Annotated in this window: 23 protein-coding genes; 9 read left to right on the top strand and 14 right to left on the bottom strand. The window is 62.7% G+C overall.

The window, feature by feature from the left end:
- Nucleotides 1–12: 12 nt before the first annotated feature.
- From BFP99_RS14160 to BFP99_RS14150, 3 genes are all read right to left on the bottom strand, one after another.
- Nucleotides 13–978: an L-carnitine dehydrogenase gene (locus BFP99_RS14160; protein WP_065947496.1), complete on the bottom strand. Its 966-nt coding sequence runs from the start codon at nucleotides 976–978 to the stop codon at nucleotides 13–15.
- Between the two features lie 83 nt (nucleotides 979–1,061).
- Nucleotides 1,062–1,949, bottom strand: coding sequence for a 3-keto-5-aminohexanoate cleavage protein (locus BFP99_RS14155; RefSeq protein ID WP_065925463.1), 888 nt, complete (start codon nucleotides 1,947–1,949; stop codon nucleotides 1,062–1,064).
- 87 nt (nucleotides 1,950–2,036) lie between these two features.
- Nucleotides 2,037–2,981, bottom strand: a complete 945-nt coding sequence (locus BFP99_RS14150) for a choline ABC transporter substrate-binding protein (RefSeq protein WP_065947495.1) — start codon at nucleotides 2,979–2,981, stop codon at nucleotides 2,037–2,039.
- A gap of 193 nt (nucleotides 2,982–3,174) precedes the next feature.
- On the opposite strand from BFP99_RS14150, the gene BFP99_RS14145 reads away from it, so the two are divergent.
- The 3 genes from BFP99_RS14145 to BFP99_RS14135 all read left to right on the top strand — a co-directional run bounded on the left by BFP99_RS14145 (nucleotide 3,175) and on the right by BFP99_RS14135 (nucleotide 6,022).
- Complete coding sequence (locus BFP99_RS14145; protein ID WP_027606007.1) at nucleotides 3,175–4,119, top strand: GlxA family transcriptional regulator; 945 nt, start codon at nucleotides 3,175–3,177, stop codon at nucleotides 4,117–4,119.
- Nucleotides 4,120–4,187: 68 nt separating this feature from the next.
- Nucleotides 4,188–5,363, top strand: a complete 1,176-nt coding sequence (locus BFP99_RS14140) for an AAA family ATPase (RefSeq protein ID WP_065947494.1) — start codon at nucleotides 4,188–4,190, stop codon at nucleotides 5,361–5,363.
- A 230-nt stretch (nucleotides 5,364–5,593) separates the two neighbouring features.
- Nucleotides 5,594–6,022 (top strand): hypothetical protein, encoded by a 429-nt coding sequence (locus BFP99_RS14135; protein WP_065925461.1) that lies wholly within the window; start codon nucleotides 5,594–5,596, stop codon nucleotides 6,020–6,022.
- A gap of 6 nt (nucleotides 6,023–6,028) precedes the next feature.
- Here the strand turns inward: BFP99_RS14135 and BFP99_RS14130 are convergent, their stop codons facing one another.
- On the bottom strand, nucleotides 6,029–6,445 hold the full coding sequence (locus tag BFP99_RS14130) for a DUF3010 family protein (protein ID WP_065947493.1): 417 nt from the start codon (nucleotides 6,443–6,445) through the stop codon (nucleotides 6,029–6,031).
- Between the two features lie 41 nt (nucleotides 6,446–6,486).
- Nucleotides 6,487–6,888: a lysozyme inhibitor LprI family protein gene (locus BFP99_RS14125; protein WP_027606004.1), complete on the bottom strand. Its 402-nt coding sequence runs from the start codon at nucleotides 6,886–6,888 to the stop codon at nucleotides 6,487–6,489.
- A 219-nt stretch (nucleotides 6,889–7,107) separates the two neighbouring features.
- Here BFP99_RS14125 and BFP99_RS14120 point away from each other — a divergent pair, with 219 nt between their 5' ends.
- The 6 genes from BFP99_RS14120 (at nucleotide 7,108) to BFP99_RS14095 (ending at nucleotide 14,845) form a co-directional block, all read left to right on the top strand.
- Nucleotides 7,108–8,085 carry a dipeptidase gene (locus BFP99_RS14120; RefSeq protein ID WP_010207105.1) on the top strand — a complete coding sequence of 326 codons (978 nt, stop codon included), beginning with the start codon at nucleotides 7,108–7,110 and terminating at the stop codon, nucleotides 8,083–8,085.
- Between the two features lie 52 nt (nucleotides 8,086–8,137).
- The gene (locus BFP99_RS14115; protein ID WP_065947492.1) at nucleotides 8,138–8,668 is read left to right on the top strand and encodes a DUF5943 domain-containing protein; all 531 of its coding nucleotides are present in this window, start codon (nucleotides 8,138–8,140) and stop codon (nucleotides 8,666–8,668) included.
- 15 nt (nucleotides 8,669–8,683) lie between these two features.
- Nucleotides 8,684–10,744 carry a dimethylglycine demethylation protein DgcA gene (gene dgcA, locus BFP99_RS14110; protein ID WP_065925458.1) on the top strand — a complete coding sequence of 687 codons (2,061 nt, stop codon included), beginning with the start codon at nucleotides 8,684–8,686 and terminating at the stop codon, nucleotides 10,742–10,744.
- Nucleotides 10,745–10,900: 156 nt separating this feature from the next.
- The gene (gene dgcB / locus BFP99_RS14105) at nucleotides 10,901–12,844 is read left to right on the top strand and encodes a dimethylglycine demethylation protein DgcB (RefSeq protein ID WP_065925457.1); all 1,944 of its coding nucleotides are present in this window, start codon (nucleotides 10,901–10,903) and stop codon (nucleotides 12,842–12,844) included.
- On the top strand, nucleotides 12,844–14,064 hold the full coding sequence (locus tag BFP99_RS14100; protein ID WP_065947491.1) for an electron transfer flavoprotein subunit alpha: 1,221 nt from the start codon (nucleotides 12,844–12,846) through the stop codon (nucleotides 14,062–14,064). The genes dgcB and BFP99_RS14100 overlap by 1 nt, the downstream gene beginning before the upstream one ends.
- A 10-nt stretch (nucleotides 14,065–14,074) precedes the next feature.
- Nucleotides 14,075–14,845 carry an electron transfer flavoprotein subunit beta gene (locus tag BFP99_RS14095; protein ID WP_065947490.1) on the top strand — a complete coding sequence of 257 codons (771 nt, stop codon included), beginning with the start codon at nucleotides 14,075–14,077 and terminating at the stop codon, nucleotides 14,843–14,845.
- Between the two features lie 118 nt (nucleotides 14,846–14,963).
- Here BFP99_RS14095 and BFP99_RS14090 read toward each other — a convergent pair whose 3' ends face one another.
- Genes BFP99_RS14090 through gspG form a run of 9 tightly spaced genes read right to left on the bottom strand, consistent with a single transcriptional unit; the run spans nucleotide 14,964 to nucleotide 22,907 of the window.
- A complete protein-coding gene (locus BFP99_RS14090; protein WP_065947489.1) occupies nucleotides 14,964–16,877 on the bottom strand; it encodes a secretin N-terminal domain-containing protein in 1,914 nt (637 codons plus the stop codon).
- Nucleotides 16,878–16,895: 18 nt separating this feature from the next.
- Nucleotides 16,896–17,387: a hypothetical protein gene (locus BFP99_RS14085; protein WP_065947488.1), complete on the bottom strand. Its 492-nt coding sequence runs from the start codon at nucleotides 17,385–17,387 to the stop codon at nucleotides 16,896–16,898.
- Complete coding sequence (locus BFP99_RS14080; protein ID WP_065947487.1) at nucleotides 17,384–17,920, bottom strand: hypothetical protein; 537 nt, start codon at nucleotides 17,918–17,920, stop codon at nucleotides 17,384–17,386. Before BFP99_RS14080 ends, BFP99_RS14085 begins: the two co-directional genes overlap by 4 nt.
- Before the next feature lie 6 nt (nucleotides 17,921–17,926).
- The gene (locus BFP99_RS14075) at nucleotides 17,927–18,484 is read right to left on the bottom strand and encodes a hypothetical protein (protein WP_065925452.1); all 558 of its coding nucleotides are present in this window, start codon (nucleotides 18,482–18,484) and stop codon (nucleotides 17,927–17,929) included.
- Nucleotides 18,481–19,206 (bottom strand): hypothetical protein, encoded by a 726-nt coding sequence (locus BFP99_RS14070; protein ID WP_256098134.1) that lies wholly within the window; start codon nucleotides 19,204–19,206, stop codon nucleotides 18,481–18,483. The genes BFP99_RS14075 and BFP99_RS14070 overlap by 4 nt, the downstream gene beginning before the upstream one ends.
- Complete coding sequence (locus tag BFP99_RS14065) at nucleotides 19,187–20,824, bottom strand: GspE/PulE family protein (protein WP_065947485.1); 1,638 nt, start codon at nucleotides 20,822–20,824, stop codon at nucleotides 19,187–19,189. The genes BFP99_RS14070 and BFP99_RS14065 overlap by 20 nt, the downstream gene beginning before the upstream one ends.
- A gap of 4 nt (nucleotides 20,825–20,828) precedes the next feature.
- Nucleotides 20,829–22,013: a type II secretion system F family protein gene (locus BFP99_RS14060; protein WP_065947484.1), complete on the bottom strand. Its 1,185-nt coding sequence runs from the start codon at nucleotides 22,011–22,013 to the stop codon at nucleotides 20,829–20,831.
- The gene (locus BFP99_RS14055; protein ID WP_065947483.1) at nucleotides 22,010–22,474 is read right to left on the bottom strand and encodes a transglycosylase SLT domain-containing protein; all 465 of its coding nucleotides are present in this window, start codon (nucleotides 22,472–22,474) and stop codon (nucleotides 22,010–22,012) included. The genes BFP99_RS14060 and BFP99_RS14055 overlap by 4 nt, the downstream gene beginning before the upstream one ends.
- Before the next feature lies 1 nt (nucleotide 22,475).
- Nucleotides 22,476–22,907: a type II secretion system major pseudopilin GspG gene (gene gspG / locus BFP99_RS14050; RefSeq protein ID WP_065925447.1), complete on the bottom strand. Its 432-nt coding sequence runs from the start codon at nucleotides 22,905–22,907 to the stop codon at nucleotides 22,476–22,478.
- Between the last annotated feature and the right edge of the window lie 35 nt (nucleotides 22,908–22,942).

The following is a 22,942-nucleotide window of genomic DNA, read 5'->3' as shown; positions in this document are numbered from 1 at the left end:
GTGAGGGTTCCGTTATTCGGCGAAGGTCATGCCGTGCTTGGCTTTGGTGGTTTTCACCGCTTCCAGCACCGCCAGCAGGCAATCATCACGATAGCGTTCCAGCGCCGAAATGCTGTGTTTGCCCAGTTGTTCGCTGGTGCCATCGACCACATCGTCGATCAACTTGTCGGTCAGCTCCGGAGCCGGCAGGTAGGTCCACGGCAATTGCAACGCCGGGCCGAACTGCGCCATGAAGTGGCGCATGCCCGCATCGCCACCCGCCAGGGTGTAGGTGAGGAATGTGCCCATGAACGACCAGCGCAGGCCGGCGCCAAAGCGGATGGCATCGTCGATCTCGCCGGTGGTGGCCACGCCGTCATTCACCAGGTGCAACGCCTCGCGCCACAGCGCTTCGAGCAAGCGGTCGGCGATAAACCCGGGGACCTCCTTGCGCACATGCAGCGGGCGCATGCCGAGGGATTCATACACCTTGATCGCGGCCTGGATCGCTTCCGGCGCGGTGTGCTTGCCGCCGACCACTTCCACCAGCGGCAGCAGATAGACCGGGTTGAACGGATGGCCGACCACACAGCGTTCCGGGTGGGTCGAGCCCTCGTAGAACTCACTCGGCAACAACCCTGAGGTACTCGAACCGATCAGTGCATTGGGCTTGGCCGCGGCGCTGATCCTGCTGTGCAATTCCAACTTCAGTTCCAGGCGTTCCGGGGCGCTTTCCTGGATGAAGTCGGCGTCTTTCACACATTCTTCGATGGTGGCCACAAAGCGCAGGCGGTCTTGCGCGGCGCCGGGTGCCAGGCCCTGTTTTTCCAGGGCGCCCCAGGCATTGGCGACGCGTTTGCGCAACGCCGCTTCGGCACCCGGTGCGGGGTCCCAGGCGACCACGTCGAGGCCGTGGGCCAGGGCACGGGACACCCAGCCGCTGCCGATGACACCGCTGCCGAGGGCGGCGAAGGTTTTGATCTCAGTGATAAAGCGCATGGCGACGATCCTGAAGTATTCACACATTCTGTTTTGGGAACCGGCTCAAACTGTGGGAGGGAGCAAGCCCCCTCCCACATTTTTTAGCCGCGCTTGGTCAGGCCCATCTTGATGCGGCCTTCCGCCGGGGTCATGACCCGTGCGCCCAGGCGGCTGAGAATTTCACTGGCGCGTTCCACCAGTTGGCCATTGGTGGCGAGTACGCCCTTGTCCAGCCACAGGTTGTCTTCCAGGCCGACCCGTACGTTGCCGCCCAGCAGCACCGCTTGCGCGGCCATGGGCATTTGCATGCGGCCGATCCCGAACCCGGCCCACACCGCGTCGGCGGGGAGGTTGTCGACCATGGCCTTCATGGTGGTGGTGTCGGCCGGCGCGCCCCATGGAATGCCCAGGCACAGTTGGAACAGCGGGTTGTCGAGCAGGCCTTCCTTGATCATCTGCTTGGCGAACCACAGGTGGCCGGTGTCGAAGATTTCCAGCTCGGCCTTCACGCCCAGTTCCTGGATGCGCTTGGCGCCCGCACGCAACTGCGCCGGGGTGGAGACGTAAATCGTGTCGCCGTCACCGAAGTTCAGGGTGCCGCAGTCCAGGGTGCAGATTTCCGGCAGCAGCTCTTCCACATGGGCCAGGCGGGTCAGCGGGCCGACCAGGTCGGTATTGGGACCGAATTCCATCGGGTGCTCGCCGCCGCCGATCTCGAGGTCGCCGCCCATGCCGGCGGTGAGGTTGACGATGATGTCGATGTCAGCCTCGCGGATGCGCTCCATCACTTCGCGATACAGGGCAACGTCGCGGCTGAACTTGCCGGTCTCGGGGTCGCGCACATGGCAGTGCACCACGGTGGCGCCCGCCTTGGCGGCTTCCACCGCAGCGGCGGCGATTTGCTTGGGGGTGACCGGCACGTGTGGGCTTCTGGCGGTCGTGTCGCCAGCACCGGTGAGTGCGCAGGTGATGATGACGTCGTGGTTCATGGGGCGGTTCCTTACGGGCGTGTGATTTCAAGGCGTACGGTGCCGTTCGCAGCCAGGAGCGGCTGCGACACGGTGGTTCAAGTCAGGTTATTTGCTGGTGAGTTGCAGGTTGGCTGCAGCCGGTTTGCCATCGAAGGTGGTCACGCCTTCCAGCCAGCGCGCCTGGTCCTGGGGGTGATCCTTGAGCCACTGCCTGGCGGACTCGAGGGCGTCCTTGTGATCCAGCAACGGCTGCATCATCCGGCTCTCGTCGGCGGCGGTGAAGGTCAGGTTGGTCAGCAGCTTGTGCACGTTGGGGCACTGTTCGGCGTAGGTCGGCGCGGTGACCGTCCACACGGTAGCCATGCCTTCGTTCGGGCCCAGGGCGTCATCGCTGCCGGTGAGGTAGGTCATCGCGATATTGACGTTCATCGGGTGCGGCGCCCAGCCGAAGAACACCACGGCTTCCTTGCGGCGTACCGCACGGTCCACGGCGGCAAGCATGCCGGCCTCGCTGGATTCCACCAGTTGGAATTTGCCCAGGCCGAACTGGTTCTTGGCGATCATCGCCTTGATCTGGGTGTTGGCCCCCGAGCCCGGCTCGATGCCGTAGATCTTGCCGCCCAGCTCCTTCTCGAATTTGGCGATGTCGGCAAAGGTCTTCAGGCCTTTGTCCGCCAGGTAAGTCGGCACCGCGAGGGTCGCGCGGGCGTCTTCCAGGCTGGGTTTATCGAGGACTTTGACTTGCTTGGCGTCGACGAACGGCGTGATGGTCTGGGTCATCAGCGGGTTCCAGTAGCCGAGGAACAGGTCCAGGCGCTGGTCACGGATACCGGCGAAGATGATTTGCTGGGAGGCGCTGGTTTGTTTGGTCTTGTAGCCGAGGCCGTCGAGCAACACTTGGGTCATGGCGCTGGTAGCGATGACGTCGGTCCAGTTCACCACGCCCATGCGCACGTTCTGGCAGGATGCCGCGTCGGCAGCCCATACGTTCGTGCTCAAGATGGCGCTGGCGCTGAGTGCAAGCACGCAGCGGCGAATCAGTCGGTTCATGGTGGATCCCTCGGCAGGTCGTTATTGTGGGGGCCGGCGTCTTTGTGCGCCGTGAGGCCAAGTTACGTAGCTTTGGAGGCGACAAAACGCACGGCGGCGACCAGCTCTTGCACTGCAGCGACCTGCCCCCTTGAATCCACCCGAGAACGGGAGTATCACAGTGCCACGCTGGCCGTCCTACGAGAGCGCCACCATGTCCCAGGATTTCTACTTTCTGCTGATGCCGGGGTTCTCGGCCATCGGTTTTATTTCTGCACTGGAACCTTTGCGCGTGGCCAACCGCTTTCGTGGCGAGTTGTACCGCTGGCATGTGCTGAGCGCCGATGGCGGCGCGGTGCTGGCGAGCAATGGCATGTCGGTCAATGCCGACGCCGCGCTGGAACCGCTGAAAAAGGGCGCGACGCTGTTGGTGGTGGCGGGCTTCGAACCGCTGCAGTTCGCCACGCCGGCGCTGGAGCACTGGCTGCGTCGCCTGGACCATGACGGCGTGACCCTCGGCGCCATCGACACCGGCGCCTGCGTGCTCGCCGAAGCCGGCCTGCTCGACGGCCACCGCCTGACCCTGCACTGGGAAGCCATCGATGCCTTCAAGGAGTCGTACCCGCACCTGAGCGTGACCCAGGAACTGTTCGAAATCGACCGTCGCCGCATCACCTGCGCCGGCGGCACCGCCTCCATCGACCTGATGCTCGACCTGATCGCCCAGGCCCACGGCGCCGACCTGGCGATCCAGGTCTCCGAACAGTTCGTACTCGGCCGCATCCGCCCGCGCAAGGACCACCAGCGCATGCAGATCGCCACGCGCTACGGCATCAACAACAAAAAGCTGGTGCAAGTGATCGGCGAGATGGAGCAGCACACCGAACCGCCCCTGAGCACCTTGGCGTTGGCCGACGCGATCAAAGTTACCCGGCGCCAGTTGGAGCGTCTGTTTCGCCTGCATTTGAACGATACCCCGAGCAACTTCTACCTTGGCCTGCGCCTGGAAAAAGCCCGGCAGCTGCTGCGCCAGAGCGATATGAGCGTGCTGGAGGTGAGCATTGCCTGCGGGTTCGAGTCGCCGTCGTATTTCACCCGGAGTTATCGGGCGAGGTTTGCCAAGTGTCCGAGGGAGGATCGGCGACGGGAGGTGGTTTGACGGGCAATTATAGTGAATTATACTCATCACTATAATTTATAGTTGTTTTCATAATTGAGTATAAATCCATGTCCAAACACAGCGGCTTCGTGTTCCGTCGCCCCGCCCTGGCAAGCAGTATTGCCGATGGCCTGGTGGGCGCCGGTATTCAGGATTTCACCTCTGGCCTGTTTCTCGCGGCGCCCCGTCGCACCGGCAAAAGCACTTTCCTGCGCGAAGACCTGATTCCGGAATGTCAGCTCCGGGGCTGGCTGGCGGTGTATGTGGATCTCTGGGCTGACAAGGAGAAAGATCCTGCGGAGTTGATTGCCAGTGCTATTGCGGCTGCCCTGGTTCCCTATGAAAAGGGCATCCGCAAACTGGCCAAGAATATTGGCATCGAGAAACTGAGCTTTCTGCGGACGCTCTCCTGGGACTTTACCAAGCCACAATTGCCTGTCGGTGCGACGCTGACCCAAGCCCTGGAATTGCTCCACAGTGCTGCAGAAAAACCCGTTGTGCTGGTGATTGACGAAGCGCAGCACGCCTTGACCACCGAGTCGGGTATCAATGCGATGTTCGCGCTAAAGGCTGCCCGGGATCAGCTCAACCAGGGCCGTGACGAAGAGGGCAGCGGCTTGCGCCTGGTGTTTACCGGCTCCAATCGCGACAAACTCGCCCATTTGGTATTGGGTAAAAGCCAGCCGTTCTTCGGTTCCAGCATCACGCCGTTTCCGCTGCTGGGTAAAGAGTTCACCCAAGCCTACACCGTGCACCTCAACGCGCACCTGGCCGAGACCAACCAGTTCAGCGCGGCTGATATTGATGAGGCGTTTGAGCTGGTAGGTCGGCGTCCCGAGATGTTGCGCACGATCATCGGTGAAGTCGCGTTGGAGCTGGGCGAGGCGAGCAATCTGGGCCAATTGCTGCACAGTCGCGCCGAACTGCTGCGCGCGGGTGTATGGACCGAGTTCGAAAGCGCCTGGAACGCCCTGACCATCCCGCAGCGCGCCGTGCTGGAGGTGATGGTGGAGCGTTCCCAGAACAACGAACCCTTCGCGCCCTTCACCGACAGCACCCTCACGGCTGTCAGCCAGGCGCTGGAAGCCATGGGCAGTGACGTGGTGCCGGGCACCCAGACCGTCCAGGCCTGCATCGATGCCTTGCGCGACAAGGAGTTGGTGTGGAAGTCGGGCCGCGGTGGTTATGCCCTGGAAGACAAGTCGTTCGGGGATTGGCTCAAGGTGCGCAAGGCACGCCAGTGATTTCCTCAGCCGTACTGCAGATGGCGCGTGGCAGGGAAATGTGTGGGGTAGTCGATGTGGGAAATATCTTTTTCTATGTTGCTGGCTATGTCTTGCGCAAGTGCGCTGTTACCGTCCAGTGGCCGCTGATTAAGCTGCTAGTTGGGCCGTATATAAATAAGAACGCTTGTACTTGATCAGCTCGGCATCCGCACTTGTATCCCCATTACTTGATCGATAAGAGGTCCCGTATGCTCAAAAGAATTGTTGCCGTCATCGCGTTCGCGTCCGCTCCCGCCTGGGCAGCCAAAACCCCGGCGCCCTTCACCGGGACCGATTACAGCGGGCGTTATGAGTGTACTGGCAAGGACCGTCATATTGGTGACTTCACCGGTGTTGTCGATATGAAAATCAACACCAGCCAAAGTACCGGCAAGTACGGTGCCTACACGTTCACCCTGACCCTGGAAGATAAATCCCGTTATGACGGGTTTGCCGCTGCCACCGCAGATACGCTGGCGGTTTATTTCGCCCATACCGATCCCGCCTTGAAAGACTACGGCGTCGGTATTGCGCAACTTGTTCCAACGCCGGAAGGCAAAGTGTCCTTCGTCAAATATTATTACGGACCTGAATACGAAGGCGGCGGCCACGGGGTCGAACACTGCGTCAGAAGTTAACGTGCGTTACTTCTTCATCAGGCTCGAACAGGCAGCCTTATAAGCTTCATGCTGATACTTGTTCAGCGTCGCCGGCAGATCAAAGTTGTGCTTCTTGTTCTGCGCATTGATGGTCTGCGGCGACAGCAGCGTCACCTCAACCCCCTCCAGCAACTGAAACACCCCTTCGATCTTGAAGGTTGTCGGGCCCCCGGCGAATTCACCTTTCTTGCTGCGTTTCTTGATGGCGATGCGCTGGATGGCGTTTTCCTGCACGAACGCCCTCACCTGGGCGGCGAAGGCTTTGACGTTAACGGCTTCATCGTCGTCATCAAGGGCGATTTTCTTGATGGCCAGGGCGACATGGCTCAGCGTCTGGTTGTCCAGGGAGGCGAGGGCGATGATGGCTTCGCTGCCTTTGATTTCGATGCCGCAGATAGTCATGAATGGCCTTGGTTCAAAGAGAAAGTGGCGGCGATTGTCGCTTATTCCTGCCCAATCGACTCCAAAAACTCCGACCGCTCATCACTCATCCGCGCCAGGCAGTCATTCTGTGCAATCGCATAGGCCTTGGTGCCGGTCACCGCCGGGAAGGTGTCCACCGCGCAATCGGCGTCACGCAGTTTTTCCCACTTCTGCTGGGCATCCTTCAGACGAGCGGTAATGTCGGCGAGCTTGGTCTTGTCGCTGCCATAGGTGGAATGCATACGTTCCAGCAGACCCTGATAATTATCCTTGAGCAATTGCTCGGCAGTGGTTTTGTTGTAAGTGGCGCATTCCAGGGTTTGCTTGTCGTTTTCGATGCCATCGCACGGCGTGCTGTCGGTGTCTTCGGCCGCGTGGACGCCGGTTGCGATGAGTGCCAAAGCCAGGAAAATCGATTTCATTGCGCCGTCTCATATCAGTTGATGCGGGAATTCTGGCTCAAGCGTAAGACAAATAACAGCCGCCAGTCAGACACCTCTTAACAGCCTTTGTCGTGGATTGACGCTTTCGGCAATTCCCCTGTCGTTTTTGCACCCGGCTCCGTCGTCCCCTGGGCATATGCTGGCCCCAAAGCGCCGGCAGACGATTCGGCGCATGAATCGCCAATAAGGGGACGCCTGATGAGCCCAGCCGAATTGCACGCCGACAGCATCGTTATCGACGGGCTGATCATTGCCAAGTGGAACCGCGACCTGTTCGAGGACATGCGCAAAGGTGGCCTCACCGCCGCGAATTGCACCGTGTCGGTGTGGGAAGGGTTCCAGGCCACGATCAACAACATCGTCGCCAGCCAGACCCTGATCCGCGAGAACAGCGACCTGGTGATCCCGGTGAAAACCACCGCCGACATCCGCAAGGCCAAGGAACAGGGCAAGACCGGCATCATCTTCGGCTTCCAGAACGCCCACGCGTTTGAAGACCAGCTCGGTTATGTAGAGATCTTCAAGCAGCTCGGCGTCGGTGTGGTGCAGATGTGCTACAACACCCAGAACCTGGTCGGCACCGGTTGCTACGAGCGCGACGGCGGCCTGTCGGGCTTCGGGCGCGAGATCGTCGCCGAGATGAACCGCGTCGGCATCATGTGCGACCTGTCCCACGTCGGCTCCAAGACCAGCGAAGAAGTCATCCTCGAATCGAAAAAGCCGGTGTGCTACTCCCACTGCCTGCCGTCCGGCCTTAAAGAGCACCCGCGCAACAAGTCCGATGAAGAACTGAAGTTCATCGCTGACCACGGCGGCTTTGTCGGCGTGACCATGTTCGCGCCGTTCCTGGCCAAGGGCATCGATTCGACCATCGACGACTACGCCGAAGCCATCGAATACACCATGAATATCGTCGGCGAAGACGCCATCGGTATCGGCACCGACTTCACCCAGGGCCATGGCCAGGATTTCTTTGAAATGCTGACCCATGACAAGGGCTACGCCCGCCGCCTGACCAGCTTCGGCAAGATCATCAACCCGCTGGGCATCCGCACCGTCGGCGAGTTTCCCAACCTGACAGAGACCCTGCTCAAGCGCGGCCATCCCGAGCGTGTGGTGCGCAAGATCATGGGCGAGAACTGGGTCAACGTCTTGAAGGACGTTTGGGGCGAATAAGCCAAGCACCCACGGGCAACATCACAACGAATTTTTCTGGAGTTAAGTTTCCATGGCCAAGATCGCCCCGCAATTGCCTATTGAAGTCGACAGCGAAACCGGTGTCTGGACGTCCGACGCCCTGCCGATGCTGTACGTGCCGCGCCATTTCTTCGTCAACAACCACATGGGCATCGAAGAGGTGCTGGGCGCCGACGCCTATGCCGAAATCCTCTACAAGGCCGGCTACAAGTCCGCCTGGCACTGGTGTGAAAAAGAAGCCGAATGCCACGGCCTGGAAGGCGTCGCGGTGTTCGAACACTACATGAAGCGCTTGTCGCAACGCGGCTGGGGCCTGTTCAAGATCCAGGACATCGATCTGGATAAAGGCACCGCCAGCGTCAAGCTCGAACACTCGGCATTCGTCTATGTGTACGGCAAGGTCGGGCGCAAAGTCGACTACATGTTCACCGGCTGGTTTGCCGGTGCCATGGACCAGATTCTGCAAGCCCGTGGCAGCCAGATCCGCACTGTGGCCGAACAAATCTACGGAGGCTCCGAAGAGGGCCACGATGATGGTTTGTTCACCGTCAAGCCGTTGTAAGCCGAGGACCGTGCCATGGCTTTCGAAGCAATGTTCCAGCCGATCCAGATCGGCAAACTGACCATCCGCAACCGCGTGCTCAGTACCGCCCACGCCGAGGTGTATGCCACCGACGGCGGCATGACCACCGACCGCTATGTGAAGTACTACGAAGAAAAAGCCAAGGGCGGTATCGGCCTGGCGATCTGCGGCGGTTCCTCGGTGGTCGCCATCGACAGCCCCCAGGAATGGTGGAGCTCGGTGAACCTGTCCACCGACCGCATCATCCCGCACTTCCAGAACCTGGCGGATGCCATGCACAAGCATGGCGCCAAGATCATGATCCAGATTACCCACATGGGCCGTCGCTCCCGTTGGGATGGCTTTAACTGGCCGACCCTGATGTCGCCGTCCGGCGTGCGTGAGCCGGTGCACCGTGCCACCTGCAAGACCATCGAGCCGGAAGAAATCTGGCGCGTGATCGGCAACTATGCCAGCGCCGCCAAGCGCGCCAAGGCTGGTGGCCTGGACGGTGTGGAACTATCCGCCGTGCACCAGCACATGATCGACCAGTTCTGGAGCCCACGGGTCAACAAGCGTACCGACGAGTGGGGCGGCACCTTCGAAGGCCGCATGAAATTCGGCCTGGAAGTGTTGAAAGCCGTGCGTGCCGAAGTCGGTGACGACTTCTGCGTGGGCATGCGCCTGTGCGGTGACGAGTTCCACCCGGACGGCCTGTCCCACGAAGACATGAAGCAGATCGCCAAGTACTACGACGACACCGGCATGCTCGATTTCATCGGCGTCGTCGGCTCGGGTTGCGACACCCACAACACCCTGGCCAACGTGATCCCCAACATGAGCTATCCGCCGGAGCCGTTCCTGCACCTGGCGGCCGGTATCAAGGAAGTGGTCAAGGTTCCGGTGCTGCACGCACAGAACATCAAGGACCCGAACCAGGCCACGCGCATCCTCGAAGGCGGCTATGTGGACATGGTGGGCATGACCCGTGCGCACATCGCCGACCCGCACCTGATCGCCAAGATCAAGATGGGCCAGATCGACCAGATCAAACAGTGCGTCGGCGCCAACTATTGCATCGACCGCCAGTACCAGGGCCTGGACGTGCTGTGCATCCAGAATGCCGCGACCTCCCGTGAATACATGGGCGTGCCGCATATCATCGAGAAGTCCACCGGGCCGAAACGCAAGGTGGTGGTGGTCGGTGCCGGCCCTGCCGGGATGGAAGCCGCGCGGGTGGCCGCCGAACGTGGCCACGACGTGACCCTGTTCGAGAAGAAAGAATTTATCGGCGGGCAAATCACCACCGCCTCCAAGGCGCCGCAACGCGACCAGATCGCCGGTATCACCCGCTGGTTCCAGCTGGAGCTGGCGCGTTTGAAAGTCGACCTGCGCCTGGGCGTGGCCGCCGATGCCGAGACCATCCTGGACCTGCGTCCGGACGTGGTGGTGCTGGCGGTCGGCGGGCATCCGTTTATCGAACAGAACGAACACTGGGGCGCTGCCGAAGGCCTGGTGGTGAGCAGCTGGGACGTGCTCGACGGCAAGGTCGCACCGGGCAAGAACGTGCTGGTGTACGACACCATTTGCGAATTCACCGGCATGTCGGTGGCGGACTTCCTGGCCGACAAAGGCTGCCAGGTGGAAATCGTCACCGACGACATCAAGCCGGGCGTGGCGATTGGCGGTACGTCGTTCCCCACCTACTACCGCAGCATGTACCCCAAAGAAGTGATCATGACCGGCGACATGATGCTGGAAAAGGTCTACCGCGAAGGCGACAAGCTGGTGGCGGTGCTGGAGAACGAATACACCGGCGCCAAAGAAGAGCGGGTAGTGGACCAGGTGGTGGTCGAGAACGGCGTGCGTCCGGACGAAGCGATCTACTACGGGCTCAAGGAAGGTTCGCGCAACAAGGGCCAGATCGACGTCGAAGCCCTGTTCGCGATCAAGCCGCAGCCGTGCTTGAGCGAGGCGGGCGAGGGGTACTTGCTGTTCCGTATCGGTGACTGTGTGGCGCAGCGAAATACCCATGCCGCCATCTATGACGCCCTGCGCCTGTGCAAAGACTTTTGATGAGGTGAACGCGGTCAAATGTGGGAGGGGGCTTGCTCCCGATAGCGGTGGTTCAGCGACAACTGTACCAACTGACAGTCCGCCATCGGGAGCAAGCCCCCTCCCACATTCGGGCCAGTTTCACAGTAGACCTGTGCGGTCTGTGGGAGCTTCACCATGTTGAACACCTTGCTGCCTATTCTCTTATTTACCGCCCTGGGCCTTGCCGTCCTCGGCGCCCTGCGCCGGGTGAACATGTGGCGCCGCGGGCGAGCCTCCAAGGTCGACCTGCTGGGCGGCCTGCTGGCCATGCCCAAGCGCTACATGGTCGACCTGCACCACGTGGTCGCCCGCGACAAATACATCGCCAACACCCACGTCGCCACTGCCCTGGGCTTTGTGCTGTCGGCGCTGCTGGCGATCCTGGTGCACGGCTTCGGCCTGCATAACCGTATCCTCGGCTACGCCTTGCTGCTGGCGTCGGTGTTGATGTTTGTCGGCGCCACCTTCGTTTACCTGCGGCGGCGCAATCCGCCGTCGCGCCTGTCGAAAGGCCCGTGGATGCGCCTGCCGAAAAGCCTGATGGCGTTCTCGGTGAGTTTCTTCCTGGTGACGCTGCCAGTGGCGGGGATCCTGCCCGCCGACTTCGGCGGCTGGCTGCTGGCCGCGCTGTTGAGCGTGGGGGTGCTGTGGGGCGTGTCCGAAATGTTCTTCGGCATGACCTGGGGCGGCCCGATGAAGCACGCCTTCGCCGGTGCCCTGCACCTGGCCTGGCACCGTCGCGCCGAACGCTTTGGCGGTGGTCGTTCCACGGGTTTGAAACCCCTGGACCTGAGCGACAAAAGCGCGCCCCTGGGCGTGGAAAAACCCAAGGATTTCACCTGGAACCAACTGCTCGGCTTCGACGCCTGCGTGCAGTGCGGCAAGTGCGAAGCAGCGTGCCCGGCTTTCGCTGCCGGCCAGCCGCTGAACCCGAAAAAACTCATCCAGGACATGGTGGTTGGCCTGGCCGGCGGCACCGATGCCAAGTTCGCCGGCAGCCCTTATCCGGGTAAAGCCATTGGCGAACACAGCGGCAACCCGCACCAGCCGATCGTCAACGGCCTGGTGGACGCCGAGACCCTGTGGTCGTGCACCACCTGCCGTGCCTGTGTGGAAGAGTGCCCGATGATGATCGAGCACGTGGACGCCATCGTCGACATGCGCCGCCACCTCACCCTGGAAAAAGGCGCCACGCCGAACAAGGGCGCCGAAGTCCTGGAAAACCTGATCGCCACCGACAACCCCGGCGGTTTCGCACCGGGCGGTCGCCTGAACTGGGCGGCGGATTTGAACCTGCCGTTGCTCAGCGACAAAGGCAGCGTTGACGTGCTGTTCTGGGTCGGCGACGGCGCCTTCGACATGCGCAACCAACGCACCCTGCGCGCATTCGTCAAAGTACTGAAAGCGGCCAAGGTCGACTTCGCGGTGCTCGGCCTGGAAGAACGCGACAGCGGCGACGTCGCGCGGCGCCTGGGCGATGAAGCGACCTTCCAGATGCTCGCCACGCGCAATATCCAGACGTTGGCCAAGTACAGCTTCAAGCGCATCGTCACCTGCGACCCCCACAGCTTCCATGTGCTGAAAAACGAGTACGGCGCCTTCAACGGCAACTACCGCGTGCAGCACCACAGCACCTTTATGGCCGAGCTGATCGGCGAGGGCGCGCTGAACCTGGGCCAGCACAAAGGCAACAGCGTGACCTACCATGACCCGTGCTACCTGGGCCGCTACAACGGCGAATACGAGGCGCCGCGGCAAGTGCTGCGGGCGCTGGGCATCGAGGTCAAGGAGATGCAACGCTCGGGTTTCCGCTCGCGCTGCTGCGGCGGTGGCGGCGGCGCGCCGATCACCGATATTCCCGGCAAGCAACGTATCCCCGATATGCGCATGGAAGACATCCGCGAGACCGGTGCCGAACTGGTGGCGGTGGGGTGCCCGCAGTGCACGGCGATGCTCGAAGGTGTGGTTGAACCGCGCCCGTTGATCAAGGACATCGCCGAGCTGGTGGCCGATGCTTTGCTGGAAGACGTCGCACCGGCCAAAGCTCCTAACAAGCGTGAACCTGCGGAGGTGCACTGATGAGCGACATTATCCGCCGCGACCCACGGGCCGAATGGATCGCCCGTAACCGTCTGCACCCGCTGCATGCGGCGATGCAGCCAGTGCAACACAGCTGGATGGGGCCTAACGGCATCATCCGCAAGAACGTGCATGGCGTCGGTTTTATCGGCCCCAACGGCATCAAGCGCATCGACCGCAGCGGTGCCCAGCAGGGCGGTGCGGCCAAGCGTACGGCGGCGATTGAAGTGCAGTTGCCGCTGCATCAGGTGCCTGCGCCTGCGTTCTACATCAACGTAGTGCCGGACATGGTTGGTGGCCGCTTGAGCAGCCACGACCGCGACCTGCTCGGCCTGGCGCGGCAACTCGCCGGCAACGACGGCGCGGTGCTGGCAGTGGTGTTTGGCGAACACAAGGAAAGCGCGTTTGCCACGGCCGGTGTCGATCGCCTGCTGGTGCTCGACGGCCACGAATTCGACGGTTATTCACCGGAGCAACGCGTGCAGGGTTTGCGCGCTGTGGATAACCAGTTCAACCCGCGCCACTGGTTGCTGCCCGACAGCCGCAGTGGTGGTGGCGAGTTGGGTCGGCGCTTTGCCGCCAGTCTCAAGGAGCGCCCGGCCACTCGCGTCTGGCAGATCAAGGGCGATGAGTGCATCGGCCGCGCCGGTGCGGGCCGGGAAGACTTGGCGCGGCCGCTGCCACGCCTGATTCTGGCCGCCGCCGAATGCGCCGATCCGGTCAGCGACACACGCCATGAAGTGCTGCCCGTGGAGTTATCCACAAGCCTGGCGCGCAGCCTGCCGCGTATCGAGGATCTTGGCGCGGTGGCGGTGGACCCGGCGGCGATTCCCATGGCCGAGGCCGAGTTTATTTTCTCCGGCGGCAACGGCGTGAAGGACTGGGCGCTGTTCCACCAGACCGCCGCGGCTTTGGGGGCCACCGAAGGCGCCTCGCGGGTGGCGGTGGACGATGGATTCATGGCCCGTGATCGCCAGGTCGGCGCCAGCGGTACCTGGGTGACGGCGCGGGTGTATGTGGCCGTGGGGATTTCCGGGGCGATCCAGCACCTGCAAGGCATTGGCGCCTGCGACAAGGTGGTGGCGATCAACCTCGACCCGGGCTGCGACATGATCAAGCGTGCCGACCTGTCGGTGATCGGCGAAAGCGCCGCGATTCTGCAAGCCTTGATCGCTGCGGTCGAGGCCTACCGCAACGGCGCCAAGCGCGATGCGGCTTGAGGACATGACCATGACCACGAATGTAATCAGCCTGGTGTCCATCGGCGCCCACCCCACCTCCGGCCGGCCACGCCGCGCCGAACAGGATGCGCGCGCCGTCGAACTGGGTCTGCAGATGGCTGGGGATAAGCTGCAGGTGCTGCACGCCGGCAACATCGCCGAACCGACCCTGCGCAGCTACCTGGGCATGGGCCTGCCACAGTTGCACGTGCTGGAACAACCGGAGGGCAGCGATGCGTTGCCGGTGCTCGGCGAGTACCTGCGCGACGCCGGTGCCCAGGTGGTGCTTGCCGGCAGCCAGGCCGAAACCGGTGAAGGCTCGGGCATGTTGCCGTTCCTGTTGGCCGAGCAATTGGGCTGGCCGCTGATTGTCGGGCTGGCCGAGGTGGAGTCCATCGACGGCGGTGTGGCCCATGTGCTGCAAGCCTTGCCCCGTGGGCAGCGCAGGCGCTTGAAGGTGCGCCTGCCGTTTCTGGCGACGGTGGATAACGCCGCGCCAAAACCTAGGCAAAGCGCCTACGGTCCGGCACAACGCGGTGAATTGGCGGCCCACGAAGTGGAAGTCGAGCAGGACGCGTTATTCACAGGCGCCGTGCTGCAACCGGCCAAGCCCCGGCCCAAGCGCCTCAAGGTGATCAAGGCCAAGAGCGGCGCCGACCGCATGAAAGCCGCCACCGCCAAGGCCAGTGGTGGCGGTGGGCAGGTGCTCAAGGGTGTGAGCGCCGAGGAAGGTGCCCAGGCAATCCTCAAGTTGCTCATAGAAGAAGGCGTCGTGCGCTAACCCACCAACACTGCAAAACAAATGTGGGAGGGGGCTTGCCCCCGATAGCGGTGGACCAGTCAAGGATACTGAGACTGACACATTGCAATCGGGGCAAACCCCCTCCCACATTGGATCTTCATTGGGGCGCAGGCTTGGGCACCAGATCCGGCAGCAGTGGCGGCAGGGGTTGCCAGGTGGCATCCGGCTGTTGCATCGGCGGTGGCAGCGCCGGCGTGGGGTCGCCGCCAATCGGCTTGAGGATCATTTTGTCGGTGGTGTCGCGCAGGATCATGCCCTGGGTCGAACTGCGCGCCTCGGTGCCGCTGTGGAAGGTGCTGATCTGGGCAATCGGCAGGTCCAGGTTGCGTTCGATCCTCGGGGTCAGCAGCAGGATGATCTCGGTTTTCTGCTGGGTATTCTGGTTGGTGCCGAACAACTTCTTGCCGATCCACGGGATCTGGCTCAACCATGGCAGCCCCGAGCCCTCGTCGACGTCCGCCGTGCGGATCAGCCCCGAGACGATCTGGGTTTCATTGTTGCGCGCGGTCAGCAGGGTCTTGGTGGCCCGTGAGCCGAGTTCGAAGGTGGCCGGTACGTTTTCCGAGCCGGGAATACGCTTGGTGATATGGCTCATTTCCACGTTCAGCTCCAGGTTCACCTCATCGCTCAGGCTGATGTTCGGCTTGACCGTGATCTGCAGTCCCACGTCCTGGTAGGACACCGACGAGGTGGTGATCTGGTTGGCGGTGGTGGTGGTCACCACGGGGATCTTGTCGCCGATGTTCACCTGGGCTTCTTCGCGGTTGCGCACCCGCACCCTGGGGTTGGCCAGGGTCACGGTGTTGCCGCTGCGTTGCAGCATATTGATGCGCGCCGAGGTACTGCCCGCGTCGAGCAGGATGTTGTCGCCGTTGATCCCGCGCAATGCGCTGAGTGGGATACCCGCCAGCCCGGCAGGCACGTTGGCCAGGTTGCCCACGGACAGGCCGATGCTCTCCGGGTACTGGATGCCCAGGTTCAACTCGTCGGTCAGGCTGACCTCCAGCACCTGGATGTCGATGGTCACTTCCGATTGTGCGATATCAATGGCTTCCACCAGTTTTTCCACGGCGCTCAGGGTATCCAGGCCATCGCGCACGATCACCGCGTTCAGGCGTTCGTCCACCAGCACCTCTTTGGGCTTGAGCACCTGTTTGATCTCGGCGGCGATGACCTTGGGGTCGCCATGGCTGAGGTAGAAGGTACGCACGGCCAACTCGCGATATTCCCGTTCCTTGTCCGGGCGGCGGGGGTAAACCAGGAGGGTGTTGGCGTTGAGGACCTTCTTGTCCAGTCCCTGGGTGGTCAGCAGCAGGTTCAGCGCGTCTTCGGCGGTGGTTCGGCTCGCGGTCATGCTCGCCGAGGCACTGGGATTGACGTCCTTGTCGATGACGAAGTTGACCCCCGACAGGCGCGCAATGGTCTCGAAAATCGTGGTCAGGCTTTGGGCGCTGAACTCCAGGCTCAAGGGTTTGCGCATGGCCTCGGAGAGGTCGGCGCTGAGGTAATCGGCGCTCACCAGTTCACGGGTCAGGGCATTGCGAAAGTCCAGGGCCTCTCGGTAGTTGGGCTTTTGCGCGATGATCCGGCGCACCAGGTTGAGGGCTTCCACCGGGTTGGAGCGCTTCATTTCGTAGGCCTGGGCCAGTTGCGGGCGCAGTTGTTTCATCGCCTGGATGCTCTGGATTTCCTGGCGCGCGCCGAGGTTGCTGGGATCGTATTTGAGGATGGTTTCCAGGGCGCGGATGGCAGCGGCATCGTCGCCACGCATCAGCGCGGTGCTGGCTTCGCGGCTGTATTGGGCCACCAGCAATTCCAGCTTGCTGAAGTTGGCGGTGCGCAGTTGCACATCGTCGGGGGCCTGTCTGGCTTCGGCTTGCAGCACTTCGACCGAACGGATGATGTCGCCCTTCTGGCGCAACTCGTCGCTCTCCTTGATCGCCCGCTGGGTCTGGCAGGCGCTGAGCAGGGCCACGGCCAGGCTCAAGGGTATCCACGTGCGTATGGCCATGATCGTGTCCTGCGCCGGTCAGTGAGTGTCCAGCCGCAAGGTGCTGACATGCTTGAGGGGCATGTAGGTCAGCACCACGGCGGTGTCGGTAAGTTTGTCCAGCCGGTAATGGGCGTCGAGCATCTTGCCGGGCACGATGCGCCCGGGTACCGAGCAACGGTTGCACAGGGTGTACTGGCTGCCATTGCCGCTGAGTACGACGATTTTCGCCTGGTTCTCGTAGCGCCATTGCGCGCTCACGGTGAAGGGCAGGGGCGGTGGCTTGGGCGCTGAGGTGTCGACCGGTATGGGCGGCGGTGCAGGTGTCCAGGTCTGGGCAGGGAACAGGTCGATGGCTTCGGCCACCGCCGGTGCAGGTGCGGCAACCGGTGCCGAGGGCACCTGTACAGGGCGGGCGATCACTGGCACCGGCGAGGGTGCGGGGTTGTCCGCAGTGTCCTGCCAGAACAGCCAGCCGCAGCCGATCAAGGTCAGCAGCAACAGCACGCGCAGATACAGCGGCAGCGTCATTCCACCACCCCCAGCACACTCACCTTGAGGCTGATGTTCAACATGCCGCTGGTGATTTCCTTGCGCTCCAGGGCCAGGCGTTCGATGCGCACGGCCGGCTCATTGGCGACGTCGACCAGGGCATCGCGCAGCAAGGCGTAGGGGCCGACGAGGGGAATGTCCACGTCCAGCCGTTGCAGCCCGGTGTCGCCGGGCGCGGAGTAGGCCAGGGTGGTCTGTTCGATGATAAAGCCGCGCCGGGTGAGGACGTCCAGCAGCTTTTCCAGGCGTGGGGCGAAGTCCTGTGCACTGGGCAGGCGTTCGACCACGGCCGGTTCGGTCACCTGCACATCCTGGGGCTGCTCGGCGATACCGGCCTCCAGTTCCTGGCGCCGCAGGCTGTCGGCAATGCCTGCCGGATGTATCACTGTGACTTCGATCAGCAACGTTGCCGCCATCAGCCCCAACGCCAGCAGCCCCCAAAAGCCCACGCGCTGCTGCCATTGCATCAGGTGCCAGCGCACGCGCGGGAGGTGGCGGGTCAGTGCGTCCATGGGCGACTACCCTGCACCAACCGCAAGTTTGACCTGCACCGGGTGTTGCGGGTCATTGGCCTTGCGTGCGCTTTGTTGCAGGTTCACGTGCACACCTGGCTGGGCCTTGAGCCGTTCGACAAAGCGAAAGGCATCGCCCAGCACCTTGGCTTCCAACTCCAAGTGAATCAGTCGGGCCTGGGTGTCGACCTCCACGCGCGTCAGCGCGACTTCCGCGGACCAGGCCCGGGCCACGGCGTCCATCAGCGCGAAGGGCGTGTCCTGCTGTCGGGAAAAGGCGGCCAGTTGTTGTTTCTGCTGGGGTGACAAGCGAATAGCGGCCTGGATCAATTGCTCCTGGCGACGTGTCAATTCGATAAAGCGCTGCTCCAGTGCGTCGGTCTGTTGTTGCTGATGCTCCATGCGCTGCCAGTGTTGCCAGGTCACGAAGACAAGCCCGGCGGCGACCAGCCACAACACACTCACCAGCGGCCGATAGACGGCATTGGGGTGCAGGAAGTCGATGCCCGGCGCCTGCCGCTGTCGCCAGGCACCGGCGAGTTGTGATTTCAGCTGAGCGATCATGCCAGCGGCTCTCCGAGCCAGGGATGCAGTGGCCCCAGCCAATGTTCAGTGGGGTGATTGGCGACGACCCATGTGGCCGCCGCGTGCCGTTGCGCCAGCAGGTCGGCGGTGAACAGGTTGTCGCTCAAGTGGCTGCCGGGTGGGGTTTGCAGCACGCAGACTTGTTGAGCCACACCCTGTTGCCGGTAAAGGCAACTGAGACCTCGCGCCTCAGGTACCGCCAGCACGCAATCGTCAGGCAATTGCTGCCAGTACCGTTGGGCCACGGCCGTCAACAATGGCGTGCATCTCACCAGCGGCAGGTGCTGTCGCTTGAACAACTCCCGCAGGTCTTGCAGCAAATTCCGTGACGTCGCGACCGCCAGGCGTTCATCTCCAAAGGTGCTGTTGGCGACTTGCACTTGCCACTGTCCGGGGTCGATGCCTGCCTGTTGGTTGAAGGTCACTTCGGCCAAGCCTTGCCAGTCGGCCTGGCTGTACACGCCGGTTTGCCACGCCAGCATCAGGTAGTGCACATGGGGGAAGCCCAGCAGCACCGTGGCCCGGTCCAGAAACCCGACGCGGCCGCGCGGCGCCTGTTCCAGCAGTTCGGCACAGGCGGCCAATGGCTCGCCAGTCTGTTGCGCACGCCATACTGCTGCACCGCGCCAACGCGGTCGCGCGGCCCATTCGGCGCCGTCGCTGTGCAGCCACACCACATGCTCAATAAAGGGAAATGACACGGTGGATCTCCTTGAGCGTGGTGTCGCCCTGGGCGGCGTGGGCCAGGGCGATGTCGCGGATAAACACGTGGCCGGCTTCACGGGCCAGTTCGCGCAGGGTGGAGGCCGAACTGCGGTTGAGCAGGCCCTCCTTGATGCTGTCGGTCAGTGTCAGCACTTCGGCCAGGGCGAGCCGGCCGCGATAGCCGGTGTGACGGCAGGCCTCGCAGCCTTTGCCCACGCGATAGTGACCCTGTTGGAGTTGAGCCTCGGCGAGTTGGGCGAGGTGGGTGATCTCGGGGTCGGGGGCGGCATCCGTGCCGCAGTCCGGGCAGATGCGCCGCACCAGGCGCTGGGCGACCACGCCGTTAAGGGCTTCGACAAAGCTGGCCGGGTCCACGTCCATGTAGGTAAAGCGCTCCAGCACACTGAACGAGCTGTTGGCGTGCACCGACGACAACACCAGGTGCCCGGTCAACGCCGCTTGCACCGCAATGCCGGCCGTTTCACCGTCGCGTATTTCCCCCACCAGGATGGTGTCCGGGTCGTGGCGCAGGATCGAGCGCAGGCCGCGGGCGAAGGTCAGGCCCTTCTTGTCGTTCACCGGGATTTGCAGGACCCCGGGCAGTTCGTATTCCACCGGGTCTTCGATGGTGATGATCTTTTTCTCGCCGGTATTGGTCTCCGACAGGGCGGCATATAGCGTGGTGGATTTGCCGCTGCCGGTGGGGCCGGTCACCAGCAACATGCCATAGGGTTCGCCGGCCAATACACGGATGCGCGCGATGGTCTCGGCGTTCAACCCCAGGGTTTCCAGGCTCAGGGACTCACCGCGCTGGGACTTGTCGAGAATCCGCAGCACCGCATCTTCACCGTGGATGCTGGGCATGATCGACACGCGAAAGTCCACTTCGCGACCCTGGATTTTCATCTTGAAACGCCCGTCCTGGGGCACCCGCCGCTCGCCGATATCCAGCTCCGACAACACCTTGATCCGCGACAGTGCCTGCTCGGCCATGTCCAGGCCGCTGGCCTGGCCCATCTGCTGCAACACACCGTCGATGCGGTACTTGATCACCAGGCCCTGGGGCGTGGTTTCCACATGCACATCGCTGGCACGGCTTTGCAGGGCATCGAACAGCATGGAGTTGACCAGGCGCACCACCGGGTTGTCGTCGCGGGCGATGCTGCTCAGGGAAATTTCCTGGGCGGCCTGGCTGACGCGGGCATTCTCGTCGTCCTCACCGAAAGGTTGCATCACCCGTTGGCTGGCTTCGGCCAGGCTCAACTGGGCCTTGACCGCGCCGGGCAGGCTCATGGCCAGGGGCAGTTGACGCAAGGTTTTCGAGGATTGCAGCCAGTGCCGGCTGGCCAGGGTGAAAGGGTCTCCCAGTACCAGGCACGGCTGGCCGTGGTTATCCACCGGCAGCACGTTATGGATCAGCGCCTGGGGCAGTGCCAGCAGATCGAAGCGCCAGTGTTCACTGAGGTTTTCCGGGGCGATGGCAAGCAGGCCCAGGGGCTGGGCGATGGTGCTTAATTGGTCGGGCGCTTTCTCCAGCACCTCCAGCAGGTAATTGGACAAGCTCAGCCCGCGTTGCTCTGCAAGGGCCTGCCATTGCCGTGTCTGTTCGCTCATCGCACTACCCCTGGATGGAGCCTGCCAGTTCGAAAATCGGCATGTACAACATGAATACGATCAGGCCGATCAGCCCGCCCACCACCAGCATCAACAACGGCTCGAAGACTTTGCTGAACAGCTCGATGGCACGCTCCAGCGCTTCATCGTGGAACTGCGCGATGCGCTCGCACATCGCCGCCAGCTCACCGCTTTGTTCACCCACGCGTAGCAGGCGTTCGGCGACGGCGGTGGTCAATCGATGGCGGGCGAGGGCAGTGGACAGTGGCTGGCCGGCCTGGATGTCGGTCATGGCCTGGCGCAGGTCCGCCTGGCGTTCCACGGGCAGCAGCGCACCGGACAGCTCCACCGCAGTGACCACCGGCATGCCGCCCATCAGCAACATGCCGGCGGTGCGATAAAAGCGCGCGAGGATAAACAGCGTGCGTTGGGCGCCCAGGCTGGGGATCTTCCAGAACAGCTGGGCGATGCGGCGCTTGAACCCGGCGCTGCGCAACAACAGCACCAGCGCGGCAATCGCCAGCACCAGGCCAAGCAGCAACTCCATGCCACGCGTGTCTACCAGTGCGCCCCACCACACCATAAAGCGTGCGGTGGCCGGCAGATCGGCCACGGCGTCGAACACCGAGGCAAAGCGCGGGATCACGAAGAACAGCAGGAACAGCAGGATCAACGCGCCGACGCTGAGTACCACCAAGGGGTACATCAGGGCGCCGCTGACGCGCTTCTTCACGGTTGCCAGGTGGGCTTCAAAATGATGGTAGCGGCGCAGGGCCACGGCCAATTGGCCGCTGTGTTCCGAGGACGCCACCGTGGCAATCAACAGCGGCGGAAAGGTCTGCGGCTTGAGCTGCATTGCCCTGGACAGCGAGTTGCCCTCATACATCGAGGCGAGCAGATCGCTCATGACCTGCCGGTTGATGCCGGCGGGCGCCTTGTCGCGCAGGGTTTCCACCGCTTCCACCAGCACCAGGCCGGCATCGAGCAGGACTACCAGCTCCTGGATAAACAGGCCCAGGGCGAACGTACTGCGACGGCTGGGCAATTTGAGTGGGCGGCGGGCTTTCAGCGAGATGACCTGGGCGCCGTCGGCCTGCAGTTGCTGGCGCGCCTGGGCGACGTCAACGGCTTGCAGGCGCAGGGTCTGCACATGGCCGTCACGGATGATGCGCACGTCAAAGTCGGTCATGGCATTTGCCCCGCCCGTTGTTGGCGCTGTTGCAACAACAACGCGTAGTAACGCCACACCGCCAGGGCGTAGCGTGAGCGCCGTGCTTCCCGGTCCGGCTTGGCCCCGGCGTTATAGGCGCCCACGGCCTGCCAGCCATAACCCTGCTCGCGGATAAACCCGGCAAGAATCCACGCGCCCACCATGACGCTGGTGCAGGGCTGGGTGATCAAGTGCTGCTCGGTGATGCCGAACCGGGCCAGTGCGGGCAAGTGGCGGCTGTTGATTTGCATCAGGCCGATGTCCTGGCTGCCATCGCTGTTGAGGTTGCGTGCGCTGGGGTTGAGGCCGGATTCGACCTTGGCGATGGCGTACAGCAACAGCGGGTCGACGTGGTAACGGCTGGCTGCCAGTTGCCAGCAGTTGGCCTGTGCGGTACCCGTGAGGCACAGCAGTATCAGGACCAGCCGCAGCGTGTACATGTCAGAGGCCGTACACAATGTCGGCGTAGGTATTCACCCCGCCGGCCTTGCCGTCACGGCCCAGGCAGATGATCTCCGCATCGTTGGGCGGTGTGCCGGGATTCTTGTAGAGATACGGGTTGCCCCAAGGGTCTGGCGGCAGCGTCTTCACATAGGGGCCCTGCCAATGGCTGGCGGTGGCGGGCCGGGCGGTGAGGGTGTCGAGGCCGAGGGTTTCGTCGGGGTAGTTGCCGTTGTCCAGGCGGTACTGGTTCAAGGCATCGGCAAGGGCTTTCATCTGGCCCTGGGCGGTTTGTACCTTGGCCAGTTCCAGGCGGTCGAACATCTTCGGGCCGACGTAGCCGGCGAGCAGGGCGATGATCAGCAGGACGACCAGCAGCTCCAGCAAGGTGAAGGCACGCTGGGGGCTGTGGATAAATGAGTGAATACGCATGGAAATACCCTGTTGGGAGTGCCAAGGTACGGCGG

The sequence above is a fragment of the Pseudomonas sp. 1 R 17 genome, from assembly GCF_900067035.1.
GTDB classification, from domain to species: Bacteria; Pseudomonadota; Gammaproteobacteria; order Pseudomonadales; family Pseudomonadaceae; genus Aquipseudomonas; species Aquipseudomonas marginalis.
Note: the sequence above shows the minus strand (reverse complement) of the source record. Positions and strands in the feature narration are given on the sequence as shown.